At 58.1% G+C, this 16,925-nt stretch carries 16 protein-coding genes and 1 pseudogene; 5 read left to right on the top strand and 12 right to left on the bottom strand.

Annotation, left to right across the window (positions count from 1 at the left end):
* On the bottom strand, window positions 1–999 hold the full coding sequence (locus ISG32_RS22020; protein ID WP_194773221.1) for a LysR family transcriptional regulator: 999 nt from the start codon (window positions 997–999) through the stop codon (window positions 1–3).
* A 136-nt stretch (window positions 1,000–1,135) separates the two neighbouring features.
* Between ISG32_RS22020 and ISG32_RS22015 the strand changes: the two genes are divergently transcribed.
* The 5 genes and pseudogenes from ISG32_RS22015 (at window position 1,136) to ISG32_RS21995 (ending at window position 6,686) form a co-directional block, all read left to right on the top strand.
* Window positions 1,136–1,987, top strand: coding sequence for an aldo/keto reductase (locus ISG32_RS22015; protein WP_194773165.1), 852 nt, complete (start codon window positions 1,136–1,138; stop codon window positions 1,985–1,987).
* 61 nt (window positions 1,988–2,048) lie between these two features.
* Entirely contained in the window at window positions 2,049–3,242 is a 1,194-nt protein-coding gene (locus ISG32_RS22010) for a (R)-mandelonitrile lyase (protein ID WP_323745979.1), read from the top strand.
* A gap of 2 nt (window positions 3,243–3,244) precedes the next feature.
* Window positions 3,245–4,330, top strand: a complete 1,086-nt coding sequence (locus ISG32_RS22005) for an alpha/beta hydrolase (protein WP_194773163.1) — start codon at window positions 3,245–3,247, stop codon at window positions 4,328–4,330.
* Between the two features lie 78 nt (window positions 4,331–4,408).
* Window positions 4,409–5,506 (top strand): alpha/beta hydrolase, encoded by a 1,098-nt coding sequence (locus tag ISG32_RS22000; protein ID WP_194773162.1) that lies wholly within the window; start codon window positions 4,409–4,411, stop codon window positions 5,504–5,506.
* Between the two features lie 246 nt (window positions 5,507–5,752).
* Window positions 5,753–6,686 (top strand): annotated as a pseudogene (locus tag ISG32_RS21995) (IS5 family transposase).
* Between the two features lie 723 nt (window positions 6,687–7,409).
* Here ISG32_RS21995 and ISG32_RS21990 read toward each other — a convergent pair.
* The 11 genes from ISG32_RS21990 to ISG32_RS21940 form a co-directional block, all read right to left on the bottom strand.
* Window positions 7,410–8,198, bottom strand: coding sequence for a crotonase/enoyl-CoA hydratase family protein (locus ISG32_RS21990; RefSeq protein ID WP_194773161.1), 789 nt, complete (start codon window positions 8,196–8,198; stop codon window positions 7,410–7,412).
* Window positions 8,199–8,234: 36 nt separating this feature from the next.
* Window positions 8,235–8,702 carry a VOC family protein gene (locus tag ISG32_RS21985; protein ID WP_194773160.1) on the bottom strand — a complete coding sequence of 156 codons (468 nt, stop codon included), beginning with the start codon at window positions 8,700–8,702 and terminating at the stop codon, window positions 8,235–8,237.
* 27 nt (window positions 8,703–8,729) lie between these two features.
* Window positions 8,730–9,530: an NAD(P)H-dependent oxidoreductase gene (locus tag ISG32_RS21980; RefSeq protein WP_194773159.1), complete on the bottom strand. Its 801-nt coding sequence runs from the start codon at window positions 9,528–9,530 to the stop codon at window positions 8,730–8,732.
* 221 nt (window positions 9,531–9,751) lie between these two features.
* On the bottom strand, window positions 9,752–10,504 hold the full coding sequence (locus ISG32_RS21975) for an AraC family transcriptional regulator (RefSeq protein WP_228530001.1): 753 nt from the start codon (window positions 10,502–10,504) through the stop codon (window positions 9,752–9,754).
* A gap of 76 nt (window positions 10,505–10,580) precedes the next feature.
* Entirely contained in the window at window positions 10,581–11,483 is a 903-nt protein-coding gene (locus ISG32_RS21970) for a transporter substrate-binding domain-containing protein (RefSeq protein WP_194773220.1), read from the bottom strand.
* Window positions 11,484–11,534: 51 nt separating this feature from the next.
* The gene (locus tag ISG32_RS21965) at window positions 11,535–11,960 is read right to left on the bottom strand and encodes a hypothetical protein (RefSeq protein ID WP_194773157.1); all 426 of its coding nucleotides are present in this window, start codon (window positions 11,958–11,960) and stop codon (window positions 11,535–11,537) included.
* On the bottom strand, window positions 11,957–13,321 hold the full coding sequence (accC, locus tag ISG32_RS21960; protein ID WP_194773156.1) for an acetyl-CoA carboxylase biotin carboxylase subunit: 1,365 nt from the start codon (window positions 13,319–13,321) through the stop codon (window positions 11,957–11,959). Before accC ends, ISG32_RS21965 begins: the two co-directional genes overlap by 4 nt.
* A complete protein-coding gene (locus ISG32_RS21955) occupies window positions 13,314–13,778 on the bottom strand; it encodes an acetyl-CoA carboxylase biotin carboxyl carrier protein (RefSeq protein WP_194773155.1) in 465 nt (154 codons plus the stop codon). The genes accC and ISG32_RS21955 overlap by 8 nt, the downstream gene beginning before the upstream one ends.
* Window positions 13,775–14,707 (bottom strand): LamB/YcsF family protein, encoded by a 933-nt coding sequence (locus tag ISG32_RS21950; protein ID WP_228529999.1) that lies wholly within the window; start codon window positions 14,705–14,707, stop codon window positions 13,775–13,777. The genes ISG32_RS21955 and ISG32_RS21950 overlap by 4 nt, the downstream gene beginning before the upstream one ends.
* Complete coding sequence (locus tag ISG32_RS21945; RefSeq protein WP_194773154.1) at window positions 14,704–15,906, bottom strand: pyridoxal phosphate-dependent aminotransferase; 1,203 nt, start codon at window positions 15,904–15,906, stop codon at window positions 14,704–14,706. The genes ISG32_RS21950 and ISG32_RS21945 overlap by 4 nt, the downstream gene beginning before the upstream one ends.
* A 33-nt stretch (window positions 15,907–15,939) precedes the next feature.
* Window positions 15,940–16,911 carry a Bug family tripartite tricarboxylate transporter substrate binding protein gene (locus tag ISG32_RS21940; RefSeq protein WP_194773153.1) on the bottom strand — a complete coding sequence of 324 codons (972 nt, stop codon included), beginning with the start codon at window positions 16,909–16,911 and terminating at the stop codon, window positions 15,940–15,942.
* Window positions 16,912–16,925 lie beyond the last annotated feature (14 nt).

Genomic DNA, 16,925 nt, shown 5'->3' with positions numbered 1-16,925 from the left:
TTATGCAGGCCGTTGACCGCCGGTTGACTTTGCCGCTTTCTTTCCCGCGTGTGTTTTCCGCTTGGTGCCGCGCAATTCGCTCTCCGACAGTACGTACTCCGAGTGGTCTCCGAGTCGCTGAACGGCCAAGTCGATGAATGCGCGTGCGCGCGCAGGTTGGGAAGATCGGCTGCCGAAGTAGACGAAATAGTTCGCATAGTTGGGCATGTGGTCCACGAGGATCGGGATCAGTTGGCCCGAGCGGATGTACGCTGCCGCGGTCACGCCTGCGATCTGTCCGAGTACTTTGCCGGCCAGAACCGCTTGCAGTTCGAACAGCTCGTCGTTGCTGCAGATCGTGGGCACGACGGGCTGATCGGCTGGTATATCGCCGATCTTCACGCGCCAAGGCAGGACCTTTCCCGTGCTGGGGTGGCGGTAGGCAATGCAGCGGTGGGAGGCGAGGTCAGCCAAGGAGTCAGGCACACCGTATCGCTGGAAGTACGAAGGTGCGCCGCAGATCGGTAATTGCACAGGAAACAGCTTGCGTGCAATGACGCCTTCGTGGGGCAATGGCCCGAGCCGGAACCCTACGTCCACGCGGTCCTCCACCCAGTTGCCGATGCGGTCGTCCAGCACAACGTCGGGCTGAATCCTTGGGTGCTGGTCGCAGAACTCTTCGATCAGCCGCCAGAGGATGGGTTGAAACGTGGTGCGCGGACCCACGATGCGCAGGGGGCCCGCGAATTCGTCCTTGGTCGATCTTGCGGTGTCGAGCGCGCGTTGCATCCCGAGCACCGATGGCTGAACGTCCTCGAACAATCGCTGTCCGGCATCCGTCAATGACATCACGCGCGTGGTGCGATGGAACAGGCGCGCGTTCAGATGCTCCTCCAGTTGAGCCAGCGCCTTGCTCGCTGCCTGGGGGCTGATGTCGAGCGCCTGGGCGGCTTTGCGCAGGCTGCCCAGTTCGGCGGCCTTGATGAAGGTGGTGATGGAGCGCAGCTCGTTGATGGCCATGATGAAGGATTTTCTGGTCAACTTATTATCATCTTATAGATGACAATTAAACAACCGATTTGAAGCTATTCAGATGCCAGTGCATTGCCTAAAGTTCATCCCAACGAACTGATTTCCTCAAGGCAAGGAGCATGAAATGCAACACGTCACACTGAACAACGGCGTACACATGCCCGTCCTGGGCTATGGCGTCTATCAGATTGCTGACGCCGCCGAATGTCAGCGCTGCGTCGTTGACGCCATTGAAACCGGCTACCGGCTGATCGATACCGCCGCCTCGTACATGAACGAAGAGGCCGTGGGCAAGGGGGTGCGCGCCAGTGGCATCGCGCGTGAGCAGCTCTTCATCACCAGCAAGCTCTGGGTGCAGGATGCGGGCTACGAGCGCACCCGGCAGGCCATCGACAAATCGCTTGCTCGCCTGCAACTGGACCATCTGGACCTCTACCTCATCCACCAGCCCTTTGGTGATGTGCATGGCTCCTGGCGTGTGATGGAGGAGGCCTACAAAGCGGGCAAGCTGCGCGCTATCGGCGTGAGCAACTTCCAGCCGGACCGGCTGATGGACCTCATGGCGTTCAATGAGGTGGCGCCAGCCGTTAATCAGGTCGAGATCAACCCATTCCAGCAGCAACTCGAAAGCGTGCCCTTCATGCAGGAGAACGGCGTTCAGGCCGAAGCCTGGGCACCGTTTGCCGAGGGACGCAATGGCCTGTTCCAGAACGCAACCCTGCTTGAAATTGCCGAGCGCACTGGCAAGACCGTAGGGCAGGTTGTGCTGCGCTGGTTGGTGCAGCGTGGGATCGTGGCATTGGCCAAGTCGGTCAGCAAGGCGCGCATGGTCGAGAACATCGACATCTTCGACTTTGAGTTGGACGACGCCGACATGGTTCGCATCGCAGCGCTGGACACCAACACCAGCAGCTTTTTCTCGCACCGCGATCCAGCGATCGTCAAGTGGATGTCTGAACGCAACCTGAATCTTTAAGACAGCTCAGCGTGTTCCCCAACGTCCACGATGAGGGGCGCTAACCACATGAGGCCATCTTGTGAAATCATTGCTTTGTATTGCACTGACTGGCGCAGCGATGGCTGCCGACGCACAGTCTTCCAGTGTCACCGCGCTCGACCCCATCGTGGCAGTGCGTCCGGGGTCTGCGCAGCCAGTTGTCACGGGTTCGGCTGAAACCTTTACCGGCACGGCACGCATCAGCTCGCCGTTCCACGCAATGCCGCCGGGCACGCTCGGTGGTGCCACGGTGAGCTTCGACGCGCGCGCCAGAACCGCATGGCACGCCCATCCGCTCGGTCAGACGCTGATCGTCATTGAGGGACTCGGTCTGGTTCAGCAGCAAGGCCACATTGCGCAGGCCATCCGCACTGGTGATGTGGTCACCATCCCCGCCAATGTGCTGCACTGGCATGGTGCCGGCCCCAGTGGCTCGATGACTCATGTGGCCGTGGCAGAAAAGGAAAGAGGCGTCTCCGTCACATGGCAGGAGAAGGTCACTGACCAGGACTATTTGGACGCACTGGTCAGCAGTGACATCGACGCCCATGTCAGCGACAGATCGCGGACCTCTATTCGAATCGGCCTCACGTCCGAAACACTGTCCGCCAAGCAGCGCGCCATTCCATTGATCGGTGCTTTCATGGCGGCCAGTGATATGCCAAGGCTCCATGCTGCCTTGAATCAGGGGTTGGATGCCGGCCTGACGGTGGCTGAGGCCAAAGAGGTGCTGGTGCAGCTCTATGCCTATGCTGGCTTTCCGCGCAGTCTCAACGCCTTGGGCGAGTTGATGAAGGTGGTGCAGGCGCGCCAGCAGCGGGGTATTCAGGACGCACAAGGCGTGGAACCCAGCCGCGCTGTTGTCACCGGACGTGAGTTGGCAGTAACCGGCACAGCCAATCAAACAGAAATCTCTGGTGGGCCGGTGCAGGGCTCGGTGTTCGAGTTTGCGCCGGTCATCAACCAGTTTCTGCAGACCCACCTGTTCGGCGACATCTTCGAGCGCGACAACCTCGACTGGCAGAGCCGCGAGTTGGCCACCGTGGGTGCGCTTGCAGCAACGATAGGTGCCGAGGCGCAATTGCGCTCGCACATGCGTGCCAGTCTGCGTGTGGGTCTCAGTGCTGCGCAATTGCAGCAGTTGATCGAGGCGCTGACCGACGCCGTGGGCTGCGAAGCAGCGGCTCGCGCGAACGATGCACTCCAGCAAGCCCTCGCGGCATCGAAAGGTTGAGCATGAACATCACGCGAACACCATTGGTCGCTGCGCTGGCGATCGCTGCCGCGCTGACAGGCTGCACAACACCGCGCAGCAGCGTGGACAAGGCTACCGCGCCGCTCGTGATCCAGAAGCAGGGCAGTTTCAGCGTGGGTGGAACAGTGTTGAAATCCCCCGGCACCTACGACAACAATAACCCGAGTGCTGCGGGGCAGAGCTTTCATGGCGATCACCTCTACGCCTTCTATCAGGTGCCGCAGCACCCCAGACCGCTGCCCATCGTGATGCTGCACGGCGCCTTTCAATCGGCGCGCAGTTGGGAAACCACATCGGACGGCCGCGAGGGCTTTCAGACCCTGTTCCTGCGCCGCGGTTTTCCGGTCTATCTGGTTGACCAGCCGCGACGTGGTCGCGCGGGCAACAGCACCGTCGCTGCATCGACTGAGCCTGCTCCCAATGATCAGCTCTTCTTCGACCAATTCCGTCTTGGCAAATGGCCGAACTACTTTGACAACCTGCAGTTCGACCGCAAGCCCGAGACGCTGGAGCAGTTCTTCCGCTCCATCACGCCCAACACCGGGCCTTATGACGCGGGAGTGATTTCCGATGCCATGGCCGCGCTGTTTGCCAGAACCGGCCCCGCCATTCTTTTCACCCATTCGCAAGGCGGCGGACCCGGCTGGCTGGCCGCGATCAAGAGTGCCAACGTCAAGGCCATCGTCGCGTTTGAGCCGGGCAGCGGCTTCATCTTCCCGTCAGGCGAGATGCCACCCGCCATGCCCAGTGCGGCGGGCAGCTTGGCTCCAGAGTCAGTGCCGCTGGCCGATTTCCAGAAGCTCACCCGCATCCCCATCGTCATCTACTACGGCGATAACTTTCCGACCGAGCTCACAACAGAGCGCGGCCAAGACAACTGGCGGGTGCGGCTGGCGATGGCGCGGCTCTGGGTGGATGCCATCAACCGGCATGGCGGCGACGCCCGACTTGTGCATCTGCCAGAAGCGGGCATCCGGGGGAACACGCATTTCCTGATGTCCGACCTGAACAACGTGCAGATCGTCGAACTGGTGTCCACGCTTCTTGCCGAGAAGCAGCTCGATTGACCCTTTACCCAATGCTTTCTCCAAACGCTATCTGGCACGCAATCGTGCGGCAGGGCGCTCCCATAGAAAGAAGTCCCTATGACACACGACACCATCAGTCATCCACGGCGCGAGTTCCTCGGAGCGTCCGCGCTCGCCATCTCCGCAGCAACGCTTGGAGTGACCGCCATGATTCAGCCCGCTCACGCAGCAGATTACAGGAAAAATCCGTTCACTTTGGTTTATGACGATGCCATCACTGCCAACGTGCCGGGCAAGGTCAATATCCATCCCGTGACCTACAAGCTCAATGACCTGAACATCGTTGCCAACGTCTACACGCCGGCCAATTTTGACCTGAAGAAGAAAAACTACCCCGCCGTCGTCATCGCGCACCCCAATGGTGACGTGAAGGAGCAGGCAGCCGGGCTGTACGCACAGCGTCTGGCAGAACAAGGCTTTGTGGCGATCACTGCTGACGCAGCCTATCAGGGCGGTAGTGGTGGCTTGCCACGCTCAGTGGTTAAGCCCGCCAATCGCATCGAGGACATCCTCGGCATGGCGGATTTCATCAGCCGCTACGAGGGCGTGGATGCTGAGCGTCTGGGCCTGCTCGGCATCTGTGGCGGCGGCGGTTATTCGCTGGCTGCAGCTAAGACCGACAAGCGTTTCAAATCAGTCGCTACGCTCAGCATGTTCAATACCGGTCGCGTCCGTCGCAACGGCTATGTGGACTCGCAACTCGACACGGTCCAACAGCGCTTGAAGCAAGCCTCTGATGCGCGCGCCCAGCAGGCAATTGACGGCACGGTGCTGTATTCGGGGAACGCCGATCTGACAGACGCGCAGATCGCCGCGCTGCCCTACGATTTGTATCGCGAAGGCTATGAATACTACTGGCGCACACACGCCCATCCGGGCTCGACCTTCAAGTACACCACCAGCAGCCTGCTGGACCTGATGCGCTGGGACGCCATGGACCAGATCGAGCTGATCGAGCAACCCCTGCTGATGATTGCCGGCAGCAAGGCGGACAGCCTCTACATGAGCGAAGACGCGCTTGCCAAGGCGACAGGTGCGAAGAACAAGGAACTGTTCCTGATCGACGGAGCTACGCATATCGAAACCTACTGGGTGCCGAAATACGTGGAGGCTGCCGTTGCCAAGTTAGCGCCGTTTTACGGCAAATATTTGTGAATCAAACGCTCGAATGTTCGAAAGAAACTGCCATGACCCAAGAGCCTGCGCGACGAGCATTCATGACTGCCCTCTCGATGATTCCGTTGACCGGCTCAGCCATGGCAGTTGAGTCGGCCGGGCTGGGGCTATGGGCTTGGCGACAGTCAGACGGTCTTGGCTCGCGACGCGTCGAATGCGCGGATGCGTGAAGGGTTTGTGGCGTTGTTGCACAACTCAACCAGTCATCTGCGGTAGTCTTACCGCATGAGTGAATCGAGCTGGGGCAAGCGGCGCTACCGCACTACAAATTGGAAGGCGTACAACGCAGCATTGAAGGTCCGGGGTGATTTGACCATCTGGCTGGACAAGGACATGCAATGGCAGGCCGTTCCAGACGGCAAGCCTGGCCGTAACAAGATATTTTCGGATGCTGCCATCCAGTTTTGCCTGACCGTCAAATGCCTGTTCAGCTTGCCTTTGCGCCAGGCCTTGGGCTTGATTCAGTCGCTGCTGAGAATGGCTGGCCTGCTCTGGTCAGCGCCTGACTACAGCACGGTGTGTCGCAGACAAAAGGGTTTGAATGTTCAGGTGCGTTATCGTCCAAGCCGCAACGGACTGCACTTGCTTGCTGACTCTACGGGCATCAAATTTTTGGGCGAAGGTGAGTGGAAAACCAAGAAGCACGGCGCAGAGCGTCGCTGACAGTGGCGCAAGGTGCACCTGGGTATAGATGCACAGACGCTGCAGATTCGTGCCATTGTCGTGACCACCAACGAAGTGGGCGACCCACCAGTGGCTGCCGAACTACTGGCCCAAATGCCAAACGATGAAGCGGTTGTCAGCTTCACAGGTGATGGAGCGTATGACACGCAGGATGTGTACGAGGCTTGTCATCAGCGCCAAACCACCCCCCATCATCCCGCCACGCAAGAGCGCAAAGCTACGCAAAGGGTTGGTGTTCGCGCATCGCAATGAGGCCGTCAATGCATGACGGCGGTTCGGCCGTTATATCTGGAAACGCTGGAGCGGCTACCACCGCAGGTCTTTGGTGGAGACGAAAATGAATTGCTTCAAACGATTGGGTGAGAAGGTAATGGCTCGCACGTTTGAGCGACAAGTGGCCGAACTCAACATTCGCGCATCCATCCTCAATCGCTTTACCGAGCTGGGCACACCCCAAACAGTGGCTGTGGCATAGCTACGTTTGGGGTTGGGGGAAGCTTGACCTCAGATGGAGTTATGCAACAGAGCCGCATAGGGTTACCAAGTCGTTTCTTCCCGAAAAATAACGCTCGACCAGAATCTTGAACCCTGTACGCCCTACAGGTTGAGCGCCGCTGCGCCACCAATAGCATGCCAAATCAGCAACGGGTAGTGGATGGCCAAGAGGTAGCGAGGGGACGCAGGGAGTTCGTCTGGTAGAAGTATGGACTCTAGTCAAGGGTGACGTGGCTTCTCAGCGTAAGCAGCGTTCAACAACTGGTGTCCGTCCACTACAGCCTGTGGGCAGCATCGGTCCGAGGTCGACAATCGCTGCAAAGTCGATTTGGGAAACCAAATTTGGCTTCAGGCTGGTTGCAGTCGGTCAAGACAGAACGACCAATGACTGCTGATGTTCAGTGCAGCCATTGAACTAAGGCAAGCAGCGATCTAGGAAGGGCTGGTCGATTCAAGCTTCAGTCTTCAACTACACGCTGTTACCTAGTGGCACTACCTTCAAGGTCTGCTCGTCAGAGTTGAGTACCGCGTCAAGTGGGGTGGCATACCCAGCGGAAGGGCTGCATGTCACGGTACCAGGAGCAACGCCATGGTAATTTGTCGCTCCGCCGTTCCGCCAGTCGCATTTTGCACAGGCTGGAGAGTCCCGAGGTCATGGGGGTCGGAGCCCGTCACGCGCTGCTCGCTGATTCAGCAGGCCAGCCTATTGAAATTGAGGTGTCCGCTTTTCTGCAAAGGCAGATACCGCTTCGCGGTGATCTGCCGTCTTGTGTGCGATGGCTTGATAGCCCGCAGAGAGTTCAAGCAGTGACGAGAGGGTGGAGCGCTCTCCTTCCCGCAGCAGGCGCTTGGTCATGCGCATAACAGCGCCGGGGTTTGCGGCGATCTTCTGGGCCAACGTCCGCGCGGTAGGCAACAGCTGATCTGCGGGCACAACACGGCTTACCAGGCCGCAAGCCAGTGCATCCTGAGCGCTGATGGCTTCACCCGTGAATGCCATTTCGGAGGCTTTGGCCATGCCTACCGCACGCGGCAGCAGCCAGGCTCCGCCATCACCTGGAACGATGCCCACGCGCACGAAACTCTCGGCGAAGGTCGCCGCCTCGCTCGCAATGCGGATATCGCACATGCACGTCAGATCCAGACCGGCGCCGATGGCAGGGCCGTTGACGGCGCAGATGATGGGCACATCAAGTTCATACAGGGCCAAGGGGAGCTGCTGGATGCCTTGGCGATACTCTTCGCGGATCAGGTCAGGCGTGAGGTTTTCGTCAAAGAAGCGTTTCATGTCCTTGACGTTTCCACCTGAACTGAAGATCGGCCCCTCGGCGGTGATGATGAGTACCTTGACCGAGGCATCCTTGCGCAAGCTGTCGCACAGTTCCACGAATTCCCGTACCGCTGAATTGCCAGTGAGCGCATTGCGCGTCTCGGGCTGGTTCATGGTTGCGGTCACGATGCTGCCGCTGCGTTCGATGGTCAAAAAGGACATGAATTTTTCCGTGGATAAGGTTGCGATCAGAATGGTTTAGACGAGCTTGTTGGCCCGTACTTCCAGAACGACGCCGGCGCCTTTCGGCCGGGTATCGAAATAAGTGAATCCGCTGCTGCGATCCTTGGTGCGGCCGCGCATCCAAGGCTCAAGGTCGATTTTCTTGGCCTGTTGTTCCGCTGCCTCCAAGTCAGGGACCGTAAAACCCAGGTGGAAGACTCCTTCGCCGTGCGCATCAAGAAAGGCGCGCTGGGCACTTCCTCCCGGGCCGGGTTCGCAGAGCTGGAGTTGAACGTTGTCGAGATTGCAATAGCGGTACTTCATCTTCATGAAGGCGTCCGTGTCAGGAACGCAGAGCTCATCGCGGAAAATTTCCAATGATGGGAATTGACCCCATGGGCCTACACCGATGGACTCATAGTAGGTGACGGCAGCATCAATGTTTTTTACGACGATGCAAACATGATGCAATACGCGAAAGAGATTTTCTGGTGTTTGAGACATGGTGCCGCTCCCCTTTTGATGATGGAACTATGCTTGAGCAGAGCGCTCAGCAAAATCTGCCGCTGATTGTTCGAACGTTTGTTCAGCGCGCGGATTCCATTGCACACCTGAGCGTGCGAGAACACCGGGCTTCAACCGCTGAGAGTGGTCGTAGTCGCTCCACGGATGGAAATAAAGAGGTGTGGTTGTTTCAAAGGCTGTCAGGCGGTCACGGTAAGCCGTCAAATAGGCCTTTCGTTCATCGTCTGTCACCCGGGCGGGCATCCAGGCCGCGAATGGCGGGAGTACGGTGAAACCGGTGTAGGCCAGAATGCCGTTGTGGATGGGCCAAAGTACGTGATGCAGGTCGCCATCAATGCCGTTGGGTTCGTACAGGGTGGATGCGGTGCCGGTGGTGAGACACAGCATGGCTCGCTTGCCCTTGAAATGCCCCGATTCGTATTTGCGCCCGGCGGAATACGCAAAACCGCGACTGAAGACTCGGTCGACCCATCCCTTCAGGATGGCTGGCATGGAGAACCACCACACAGGAAAATGAAAAAGAATGGCATCGGCGGCCGCCACCTTTGCCTGCTCAGCCATCACGTCCTTGCTATGGCTCTGGGCTGCGAATGCGTGTTCTTGTTCACGTGAAAGGTCGAGGTAGCTGGCATTGGCTCGTTCCCCCTCAAAATCACTTGGCCCGAGGTCAGGATGCCAGCCCATTTTGTATAAATCGCTGACAGTTACTTCGTGACCCTGTTGCTTCAAGGTTTCAACCGCAACGTCTTTCAATGCACCGCTAAAAGATGCAGGCTCCGGATGGGCAAAAACGATCAGAAATTTCATGGTGAAGACCCTTTTGAGAGATACGGACAATTCTCGGAAATAAAGGTGCTCTGAGATAGTCAAATTGGCCCACCAGTTCTTGCGGAATTCAGCATAGTCAAGGATGGCAGTGTGTCGACGCGGATCTCGTCAAGGCATGGCTGCATGCCGCGTGACATGGTCGGGGTCGCATCCATTCTTCTTTTGCAAGGAAAATGTGTGCCTGTTGAAGCCAATGCTTTTTAGCCGTGGAGATGTGTAACGCCCTTGAGTAAGGTTCGATACTGGGCAGGTGTGATATGCGTCGCAATGCGAAATTGGCGGGTGAATGCGCTGTGATCTGAGTACCCGCATTCACCGGAGATATCCGTGATTGAAAGACTTGTTTCGTCCAGCAGTTGACAGGCTTTGTCAATGCGCTTCTTCATCAGCAACTGTTTGGGCGTGACATGAAAAACGTCAAGAACCAGCCGACCCAAAGTGTCGATGGATACCGAGGCATGCTTGGCGGCATCCGCAATCTTCACGGGCTGATCAATTCTCAGATCAATGAATTCCAGGAATTTCGCTAAACGGTGATAGCTCCGATGGCGTTCGTTGGGGCGTGGTAAATCGCGAGACATTCCTGCCAAACCAACAACTCTTCTGGATTCGTCAAGCAGAGGGAATTTGGAGCTGAGACACCAAAATCGCTCCCCTTTGGTGGTGCGGTAAAGCCTCAGGACCTCTCGAATCGGACGTCCGGTTTGAAGGACATCCATATCTTGCGCCATGGTGCTGGAGCCTGCCGCGGGAAATAGCTGATCAGCAGTTTTGCCAATGATGTCTGAGCGATTGCTGATGTGGCTTCGGGCAATCAATGTTTTGTTGGCCCAAAGATAGCATCCCTGAACGTCTTTAATATAAAAAAGAACATCAGGTAATCCATCGAACAGTTCTTCCATGAGGCTTGGTGTTCGTGCCAGCCATTCCAAGGTTTGGGGCTCAAGCTGCATCAATGACATCTCCGTCGTAAACCCAATTCTTGGCTGGCTGAATTAAATACTAGGTTGCTACAAAATAATTGAAAAGTCAATTGGTCTTGTAGTGTTCTGCAGGTTTGTCGTTGAGATTTTTCCAGGCGGCTTTTGTGGCGGCAGATGCTGGCAGGTTAAGTGCAGTATTGGAGGGCAGGATAGGCTGCATGAACCATTTGTCATACAGCTTGGCCACAGTATTGTCATTGACTTGGCGAGCAATGCTGTCATCGACGGCTTTTTTGAAGGCTGGGTCATCCTTGCGGATCATGATGGCAATTGGTTCGATCGACAACGACTCGCCGACGATTTTGAAATTCTTGGGGTTTCTTGCTGTTGCAATAGTTCCAGCCAGAACTTGCGCATCCAATACAAAAGCGTCGGCGCGCTCACTCTCAAGCACTAGGAAGCTGTCGGAATGGTCCTTGCCGTTGACTTCACGGAAGTCGAGGTTCTGAGCCCGCTTATTCTGGCGAATTGTCTGAATAGAAGTCGTCCCTGTGGTCGTGACAATGGTTTTTCCATTCAGGTCGGCGAGCGAGGCGATTTTTGAATCGGCTCTGACAGCGATCCGCACTTCTTCGATATAAAGGGTGCTGGCGAAAGATACTTCCTTTTGGCGGGCCAAATTATTGGTTGTTGATCCGCATTCGATGTCGACGGTGCCATTCTTCACGAGTGGAATGCGATTGGCTGAGGACACCAGAACATACTTGGTCTCCAATTGAGGGATTCCAAGTTGTTTTTGAATATCGCGAATGATGTTGGTGCAAATGTCATAGTGAAATCCGGTATAGACCCCATTTCCCAAGGTATAGGCCAATGCCCCAGAAGAGTCGCGTACCCCTTGGGTGATATACCCTGAAGCTTTGATTTTTTCCAAGGTATCGTTGCTCTGTGCAATGGATGTACCCGTTGTCAGAAAAATCGCAGAGATGAAGAGGATGTTTTTTTGTATTTTCATGGATTTTGTCTAGGTGATATAAGTGGGTGCAGATACCATAAGAATTTAGCCAAGTTCAAATAGCGACTGCCCATATCCGACAATCTGTTTATCTTCGACCAAGCTGCGGTGCAGTATTGAGGCCTTGGGCGCCAAAACTGGCTGAATTGCTGACCCCAGGATGATGAAGCCCAAAATTTCTTCGGCAGCCACATTTCTCCCCGCGTCGATCGAATAAGTGGCCTGTGTCAATGGATGGACAGTGGTGAAAATCCCCATGGATGGGGATTTCACCGTGGTGGTTTCAGAGAGGGCGGCTGGCTTGGCGGAAGATACCGAGAGGGCCGCCGGGCATTCACTGGAGTCGCTACGGGAGGGAGCGCGTGAACTGAAATGACCACGCAGCACGAAGCCGTCGACTTCCACTTCGAAATCGTCAACGGTGCTTCGCTCCAGCCGCTCAATGATCTGACTGACTTGTTCGATGTTCATGCCTGCTCCTTTGGCGTGAAGCCTGCCGCCAGGCAGCGCTCCAAGTGGTGGATGTCAAAGCCCCCCTCGGTGACGCCGGGCTCTTCCATCAAGGCGCGATGCAAGGCAATCGTGGTATGAATACCTTGCACCTCGAACTCGGCCAGAGCCGTGCGCATCCGGGCCATTGCCTCTTGCCGTGTGCTCCCATGCGCGATCAACTTGGCGACCAGGGAGTCATAGTGCGGGGAAACGGTGGCTCCGGCATGCATGTGTGATTCCACTCGAATGCCCGGCCCGCCAGGTACGATCCAGCGGGTGACTTCCCCTGGCGACGGCGTGAAACTGCGAGGGTCCTCCGCGTTGATGCGGCATTCGATTGCATGTCCGTGCGGCACCACATCCGATTGAGTGAAGGACAGGGGCTTGCCGCGAGCGACTTCGATCTGTTCCCGGACGATGTCAATGCCGGTGACCATTTCCGTGACTGGGTGCTCGACCTGAACGCGCGTGTTCATCTCGATGAAAGCGAAGTGCCCATCTTCGTAGAGGAACTCAAAGGTGCCGGCACCGCGGTAGCCGATCTCGAGACAGGCGCGCGCGCATTGCTCGCCCAGCTTTTGGATTTCTTCGGGAGCAATCCCAACCGCCGGGCTTTCCTCCACCAGCTTTTGATTGCGGCGCTGCAACGAGCAGTCGCGGGCACCCAGCCAAACCGCGTTGCCGTGAGAGTCAGCCAGTACCTGGATCTCCACATGGCGTGGATGCTGCAGGAATTTTTCGATGTACAGGGCCGGATTGCCAAATGCACGTGCGGCTTCTTCTCGCGTCAATGCGATGGCATCCATCAATTCGCTCTCTGATTGGACGACACGCATGCCGCGTCCGCCGCCGCCGCCGGCGGCCTTGACAATGACCGGGTAGCCTATGGAGCGGGCAATGGCGCGCGCTTCGTCCGCATCGCCGCTCAGTGCTCCCTCGGAGCCGACCACGCAAGGTACTCCGGCGGCTTGCATGGCTTGCTTGGCGCTGACCTTATCGCCCATCAAACGGATCACATGCGAAGGAGGGCCGATGAATGTCAATCCAGCCTTCTCTACAGCCTCGGCAAAATCCGCGTTCTCCGACAGGAACCCATATCCTGGATGGATGGACTGCGCTTGCGTGAGCTTGGCTGCCGCGAGAATGTGGTCAATGCTCAGATAGCTCTTTGCTGCCGCGGCCGGGCCGATGCACAAAGCGCGGTCGGCCAGGGCGACTGCGCGGGTGCCGGAGTCGGCTTCCGAATGGATCGCTATGCTGGTCAGGCCAAGCGTGCGACAGGCGCGCACAACGCGCAGCGCGATTTCGCCTCGATTGGCGATCATCACTGAGTCAAACATGGATTACCTCCAGTGCCTCCAGCTCGAACAGCGGCGTCGAAGCGTCCACTGCACTTTGGTCCTGCGCGAGGATCCGCACGATCCGTCCGTGTCGGTCGGACTCCACTGCGTTGAGAACCTTCATCGCCTCGATGATGGCCAGCGTTTGCCCTTCCTGCACGATGTCGCCGACGCTGACGAAGGGCGGTGCATCCGGTGAAGGGCGCGCACAGAAAATACCTGCGATGCCCGCTTTCGTTGTGACGAGCGCGGCGGTGGGGGCAGGAGAAGGCGCTGCAGGAGCAGGCTGTGAAGGGCGGGCTGCAACTGCGGGTGCTGCGGATGCAGGTGTTGCGGCGCTTGGCGCAGCGCGGGAGAGGCGTATGCGCCAGCCATCCGCATGGCGCAGTTCCAGCTCCGTCAAGGAGGAGCGGTCCATCAACGCGACGAGTGGCTCGAACATCTCCAGATGGCTCATGGTGTACCTCGCTGCGTGACGGGTGGAGGGGCGCTCTCCGTAAATGAACACACGGCGATGCCTGCAGCCTGCAGCGCCATCCTGAGTTGGCGCGCCATCTCGACGGCGTTGGGTGAATCGCTGTGCACGCATATCGAATCGATGGGCGTTGGCAGGATCTGGCCCGACACCGTTTCGATGCCACCTTTGCTGACCATGCGCTCCACACGCTGTGCCACAGCCTGAGGGTCGTGCAGCACCGCATTCGGATGCTGCCGAGAAACCAGAAATCCTTCTTCGGTATAGGCGCGATCCGCGAAGATCTCTGAGTACACGCGCAGCCCCATTTCTTGGGCGATGCGAACCTGATGACCACGTGCAATGGCCAAGCATGCGAGCGAGGGGTCCACTGCCTTGACGGCGCGGCACACCGCAGCGGCGATGTCCGGATCCGTCTGCGTCAGATTGCCCAGCGCGCCATGCGTCTTGACGTAGGTGATCGGGTGGCCTGCGTATGCCGACAGCGCCATTGCGGCGCCCACTTGGTAGGCTACCAGTCGTTCGATTTCACCGAGAGTGTGCGGCAGCTTGCGCCTGCCGAAACCCCAACGATCCGCATACCCAGGATGCGCACCCACGGCCACGCCGCGCTCCTTGGCGGTTGAAAAGACATGGGCCATGATGTCCGGGTCGCCTGCATGGAAGCCGCAGGCCACATTGGCCGAACTCACGACTTCAAGAATGCCTTCGTCGTCTCCCATTCGGTAAGGACCAAAGCCTTCCCCCATGTCTGAATTCAGATCGACGCGCAGAACGCTGGCCGAATGTACCGTTTCCATCGTGATTTCCTCCTGCATCGTCTCACGGTTCTCGAGCGCATGAGACGGGTGTTTTACAGATGCGATCCGCACGCCGTATGGCGTGCAGGGCCGCTTGCCGTGGGTCTTCATTCCAAGACGGACACTGCCTTGTGAATACGCTGGACTGCCTTGTCGAGCAGTTCCAATCCTGCTGCGTAGGAAACGCGGAAGTACGGGGAATGGAGGAAACCTGTTCCCGACACGACGGCCACGTGGGCCGCGTCAAGCAGATAGCGAACGAAGTCCCTGTCAGTGGCCAGCACCTGGCCCTGCGGCGTGCGCTTTCCGATCAGCGCGCGGCAGGAAACGTAGACGTAGAAAGCCCCTTGCGGCACATCCACTTCCAAGCCCGGCACCTTGCGCAGCGCGTCAACGATGAAGTCCCGGCGCTCATGGAACGCGGCGCGGAACGTGTCCACGCAGGACTGATCGCCGGTCAGCGCTTCCACGGCGGCGACCTGGGCGATTGCGTTGGCGTTGTTGGTGCTTTGGCCCTGAATCAGGGTCATCGCCTTGATCAGCTCACGGGGTCCAACGGCATAGCCGATGCGCCAGCCCGTCATGCAATAGACCTTGGAAACGCCGTTGATGATGAGTGTGCGTGGCTGAAGATCCGGCAGCACTTGCAGGATGTTGGCAAAGGGCTCGCTGCCGTAGATCAGCTTCTCGTAGATGTCATCCGTCAGTACCCAGACCTGAGGATGGCGGCGCAGCACGGTGCCCAAGGCTTCCAGCTCTTCTTTGGAATAGACCGCGCCGGTGGGGTTGGAAGGGGAATTCAGCATGAGCCACTTGGTGCGCGGCGTGATGCAGGCCTCCAGCTGCGCGGGAGTGAGCTTGAAGCCCGCTTCGCGGGGGCATTCGACGACGATGGGGGTACCGCCCGTGAGCTTGACGATCTCGGGGTAGGAGACCCAGCAGGGCGCTGGTACCACCACTTCGTCGCCAGGATTCAGCGTGGCGAAAAAGGCGTTGAAGATGGCCTGCTTCGCGCCTGCCGTGATGCTCACTTCGTCGGCTGTGTAGTGCAGGTCGTGATCAACTTGCATCTTGGCCGCTACTGCCGTGCGCAGCGCCAGTACACCGGCGGCCTCCGTATAGCGGGTCTGGCCACTCTGCATGGCCCGCATGGCCGCCTGCTGGATGTGTTCCGGCGTATTGAAGTCAGGCTCGCCCTGAGAGAGCGAAATCACGTCCAGACCCTGGCGGCGCAGGGTGGCGGCACGGGCTGCCATCTCCATGGTCTCTGCCGGAGCGATGACGCCAAGCCGTGTTGCGATGAAACTCATATGCATAGTCCTCTGAAAAAACGGGACGAGTGATTACTCGACTTTGATGCCCGCGTCGTCGATCACTTTTTTCCACTTCACTGATTCGGTTTGCGTGAGATCGGTCACCTTCTGCGGCGCACCGCCACCGGCTTCGATACTCAGCTCGTTGAATTTGCTGCGGATCGACGGATCGACCAGAACCTGGTTGAGCGCTTTGTTCAGTGCGGCGGTGATGGTGGGCGGCGTGCCGGCAGGAGCGACAAAGGCGTACCAGAAGAACATCTCGAAGCCAGGAAGGCCCGACTCCGCCACTGTGGGAAGGTCTGGATAAGCGGGGGAACGCTGCAATGTCGTCACCGCAAGCGCTCGCAGCTTGCCGCCTTTGACCATCGGCATGGCCTCTGAAATGAGGCCCATCATGACGTCCGTCTGGCCCGCCATCATGTCCTGCAGAGCAGGTGCTCCGCCTTTGTAGGGAACGTGAGTCGTGTTCAGGCCCACCGCCTTTTTGTACATCTCCATGCCCAGGTGCCCCGTCGTTCCATTGCCTGGCGAGGCATAGCTCCGATCCGGGCCGCTTTGGAGATAGGTGCGCAATTCCTGCATGTTCTGGACAGGCAGCTTGGGGTTGACCACGATGATGCTTGGAACTCTCCCCACGTACATCAGTGGTGCAAAGTCCTTCTGCGGGTTGTAGGTCAGCGTCCGTCCGTACAGCCCGGGATTGACAGCCAGTCCCGAGATGGAGGTCAGAAAGATGGTGTACCCGTCGGGGGGCGATTTCGCGACGAGGCTCGCGGCGATGGCTTCGCTGGCGCCAGGCCGGTTGTCGACAAGCACCGGCTGCCCAATGGCTTCGGACAGCTTCTGTCCCATGGTGCGAGCCAGAACATCAGTGGTTCCGCCGGGCGGATAGGGAACGACCAATCGGATCGGTTTGGACGGGAAGTCCGATGCTTGCGCTGACAGAGGGGAGAGCAGTGATGCGGTGCAAAGCACGAATGCGGAAAGAACGGCTTTCATGATCGAACTCCATG

This window comes from Diaphorobacter caeni (genome assembly GCF_015354245.1).
Lineage (GTDB): Bacteria > Pseudomonadota > Gammaproteobacteria > Burkholderiales > Burkholderiaceae_C > Diaphorobacter_A > Diaphorobacter_A caeni.
The sequence above is the reverse complement of the archived record's forward strand: the minus strand, read 5'-3'. Positions and strand labels throughout refer to the sequence as shown.

What these genes read in the sequence shown, in the direction of transcription:
- ISG32_RS22020 (WP_194773221.1), bottom strand. Translation starts at nt 999, where the DNA reads ATGGCCATCAACGAGCTGCGCTCCATCACCACCTTCATCAAGGCCGCC.
- ISG32_RS21980 (WP_194773159.1), bottom strand. Translation starts at nt 9,530, where the DNA reads ATGAAATTTCTGATCGTTTTTGCCCATCCGGAGCCTGCATCTTTTAGC.
- ISG32_RS21940 (WP_194773153.1), bottom strand. Translation starts at nt 16,911, where the DNA reads ATGAAAGCCGTTCTTTCCGCATTCGTGCTTTGCACCGCATCACTGCTC.
- ISG32_RS21945 (WP_194773154.1), bottom strand. Translation starts at nt 15,906, where the DNA reads ATGAGTTTCATCGCAACACGGCTTGGCGTCATCGCTCCGGCAGAGACC.
- ISG32_RS21955 (WP_194773155.1), bottom strand. Translation starts at nt 13,778, where the DNA reads ATGAGCCATCTGGAGATGTTCGAGCCACTCGTCGCGTTGATGGACCGC.
- ISG32_RS22000 (WP_194773162.1), top strand. Translation starts at nt 4,409, where the DNA reads ATGACACACGACACCATCAGTCATCCACGGCGCGAGTTCCTCGGAGCG.
- ISG32_RS21950 (WP_228529999.1), bottom strand. Translation starts at nt 14,707, where the DNA reads ATGAAGACCCACGGCAAGCGGCCCTGCACGCCATACGGCGTGCGGATC.
- ISG32_RS21990 (WP_194773161.1), bottom strand. Translation starts at nt 8,198, where the DNA reads ATGTCCTTTTTGACCATCGAACGCAGCGGCAGCATCGTGACCGCAACC.
- ISG32_RS22005 (WP_194773163.1), top strand. Translation starts at nt 3,245, where the DNA reads ATGAACATCACGCGAACACCATTGGTCGCTGCGCTGGCGATCGCTGCC.
- accC (WP_194773156.1), bottom strand. Translation starts at nt 13,321, where the DNA reads ATGTTTGACTCAGTGATGATCGCCAATCGAGGCGAAATCGCGCTGCGC.
- ISG32_RS21985 (WP_194773160.1), bottom strand. Translation starts at nt 8,702, where the DNA reads ATGTCTCAAACACCAGAAAATCTCTTTCGCGTATTGCATCATGTTTGC.
- ISG32_RS21965 (WP_194773157.1), bottom strand. Translation starts at nt 11,960, where the DNA reads ATGAACATCGAACAAGTCAGTCAGATCATTGAGCGGCTGGAGCGAAGC.
- ISG32_RS21975 (WP_228530001.1), bottom strand. Translation starts at nt 10,504, where the DNA reads ATGCAGCTTGAGCCCCAAACCTTGGAATGGCTGGCACGAACACCAAGC.
- ISG32_RS22015 (WP_194773165.1), top strand. Translation starts at nt 1,136, where the DNA reads ATGCAACACGTCACACTGAACAACGGCGTACACATGCCCGTCCTGGGC.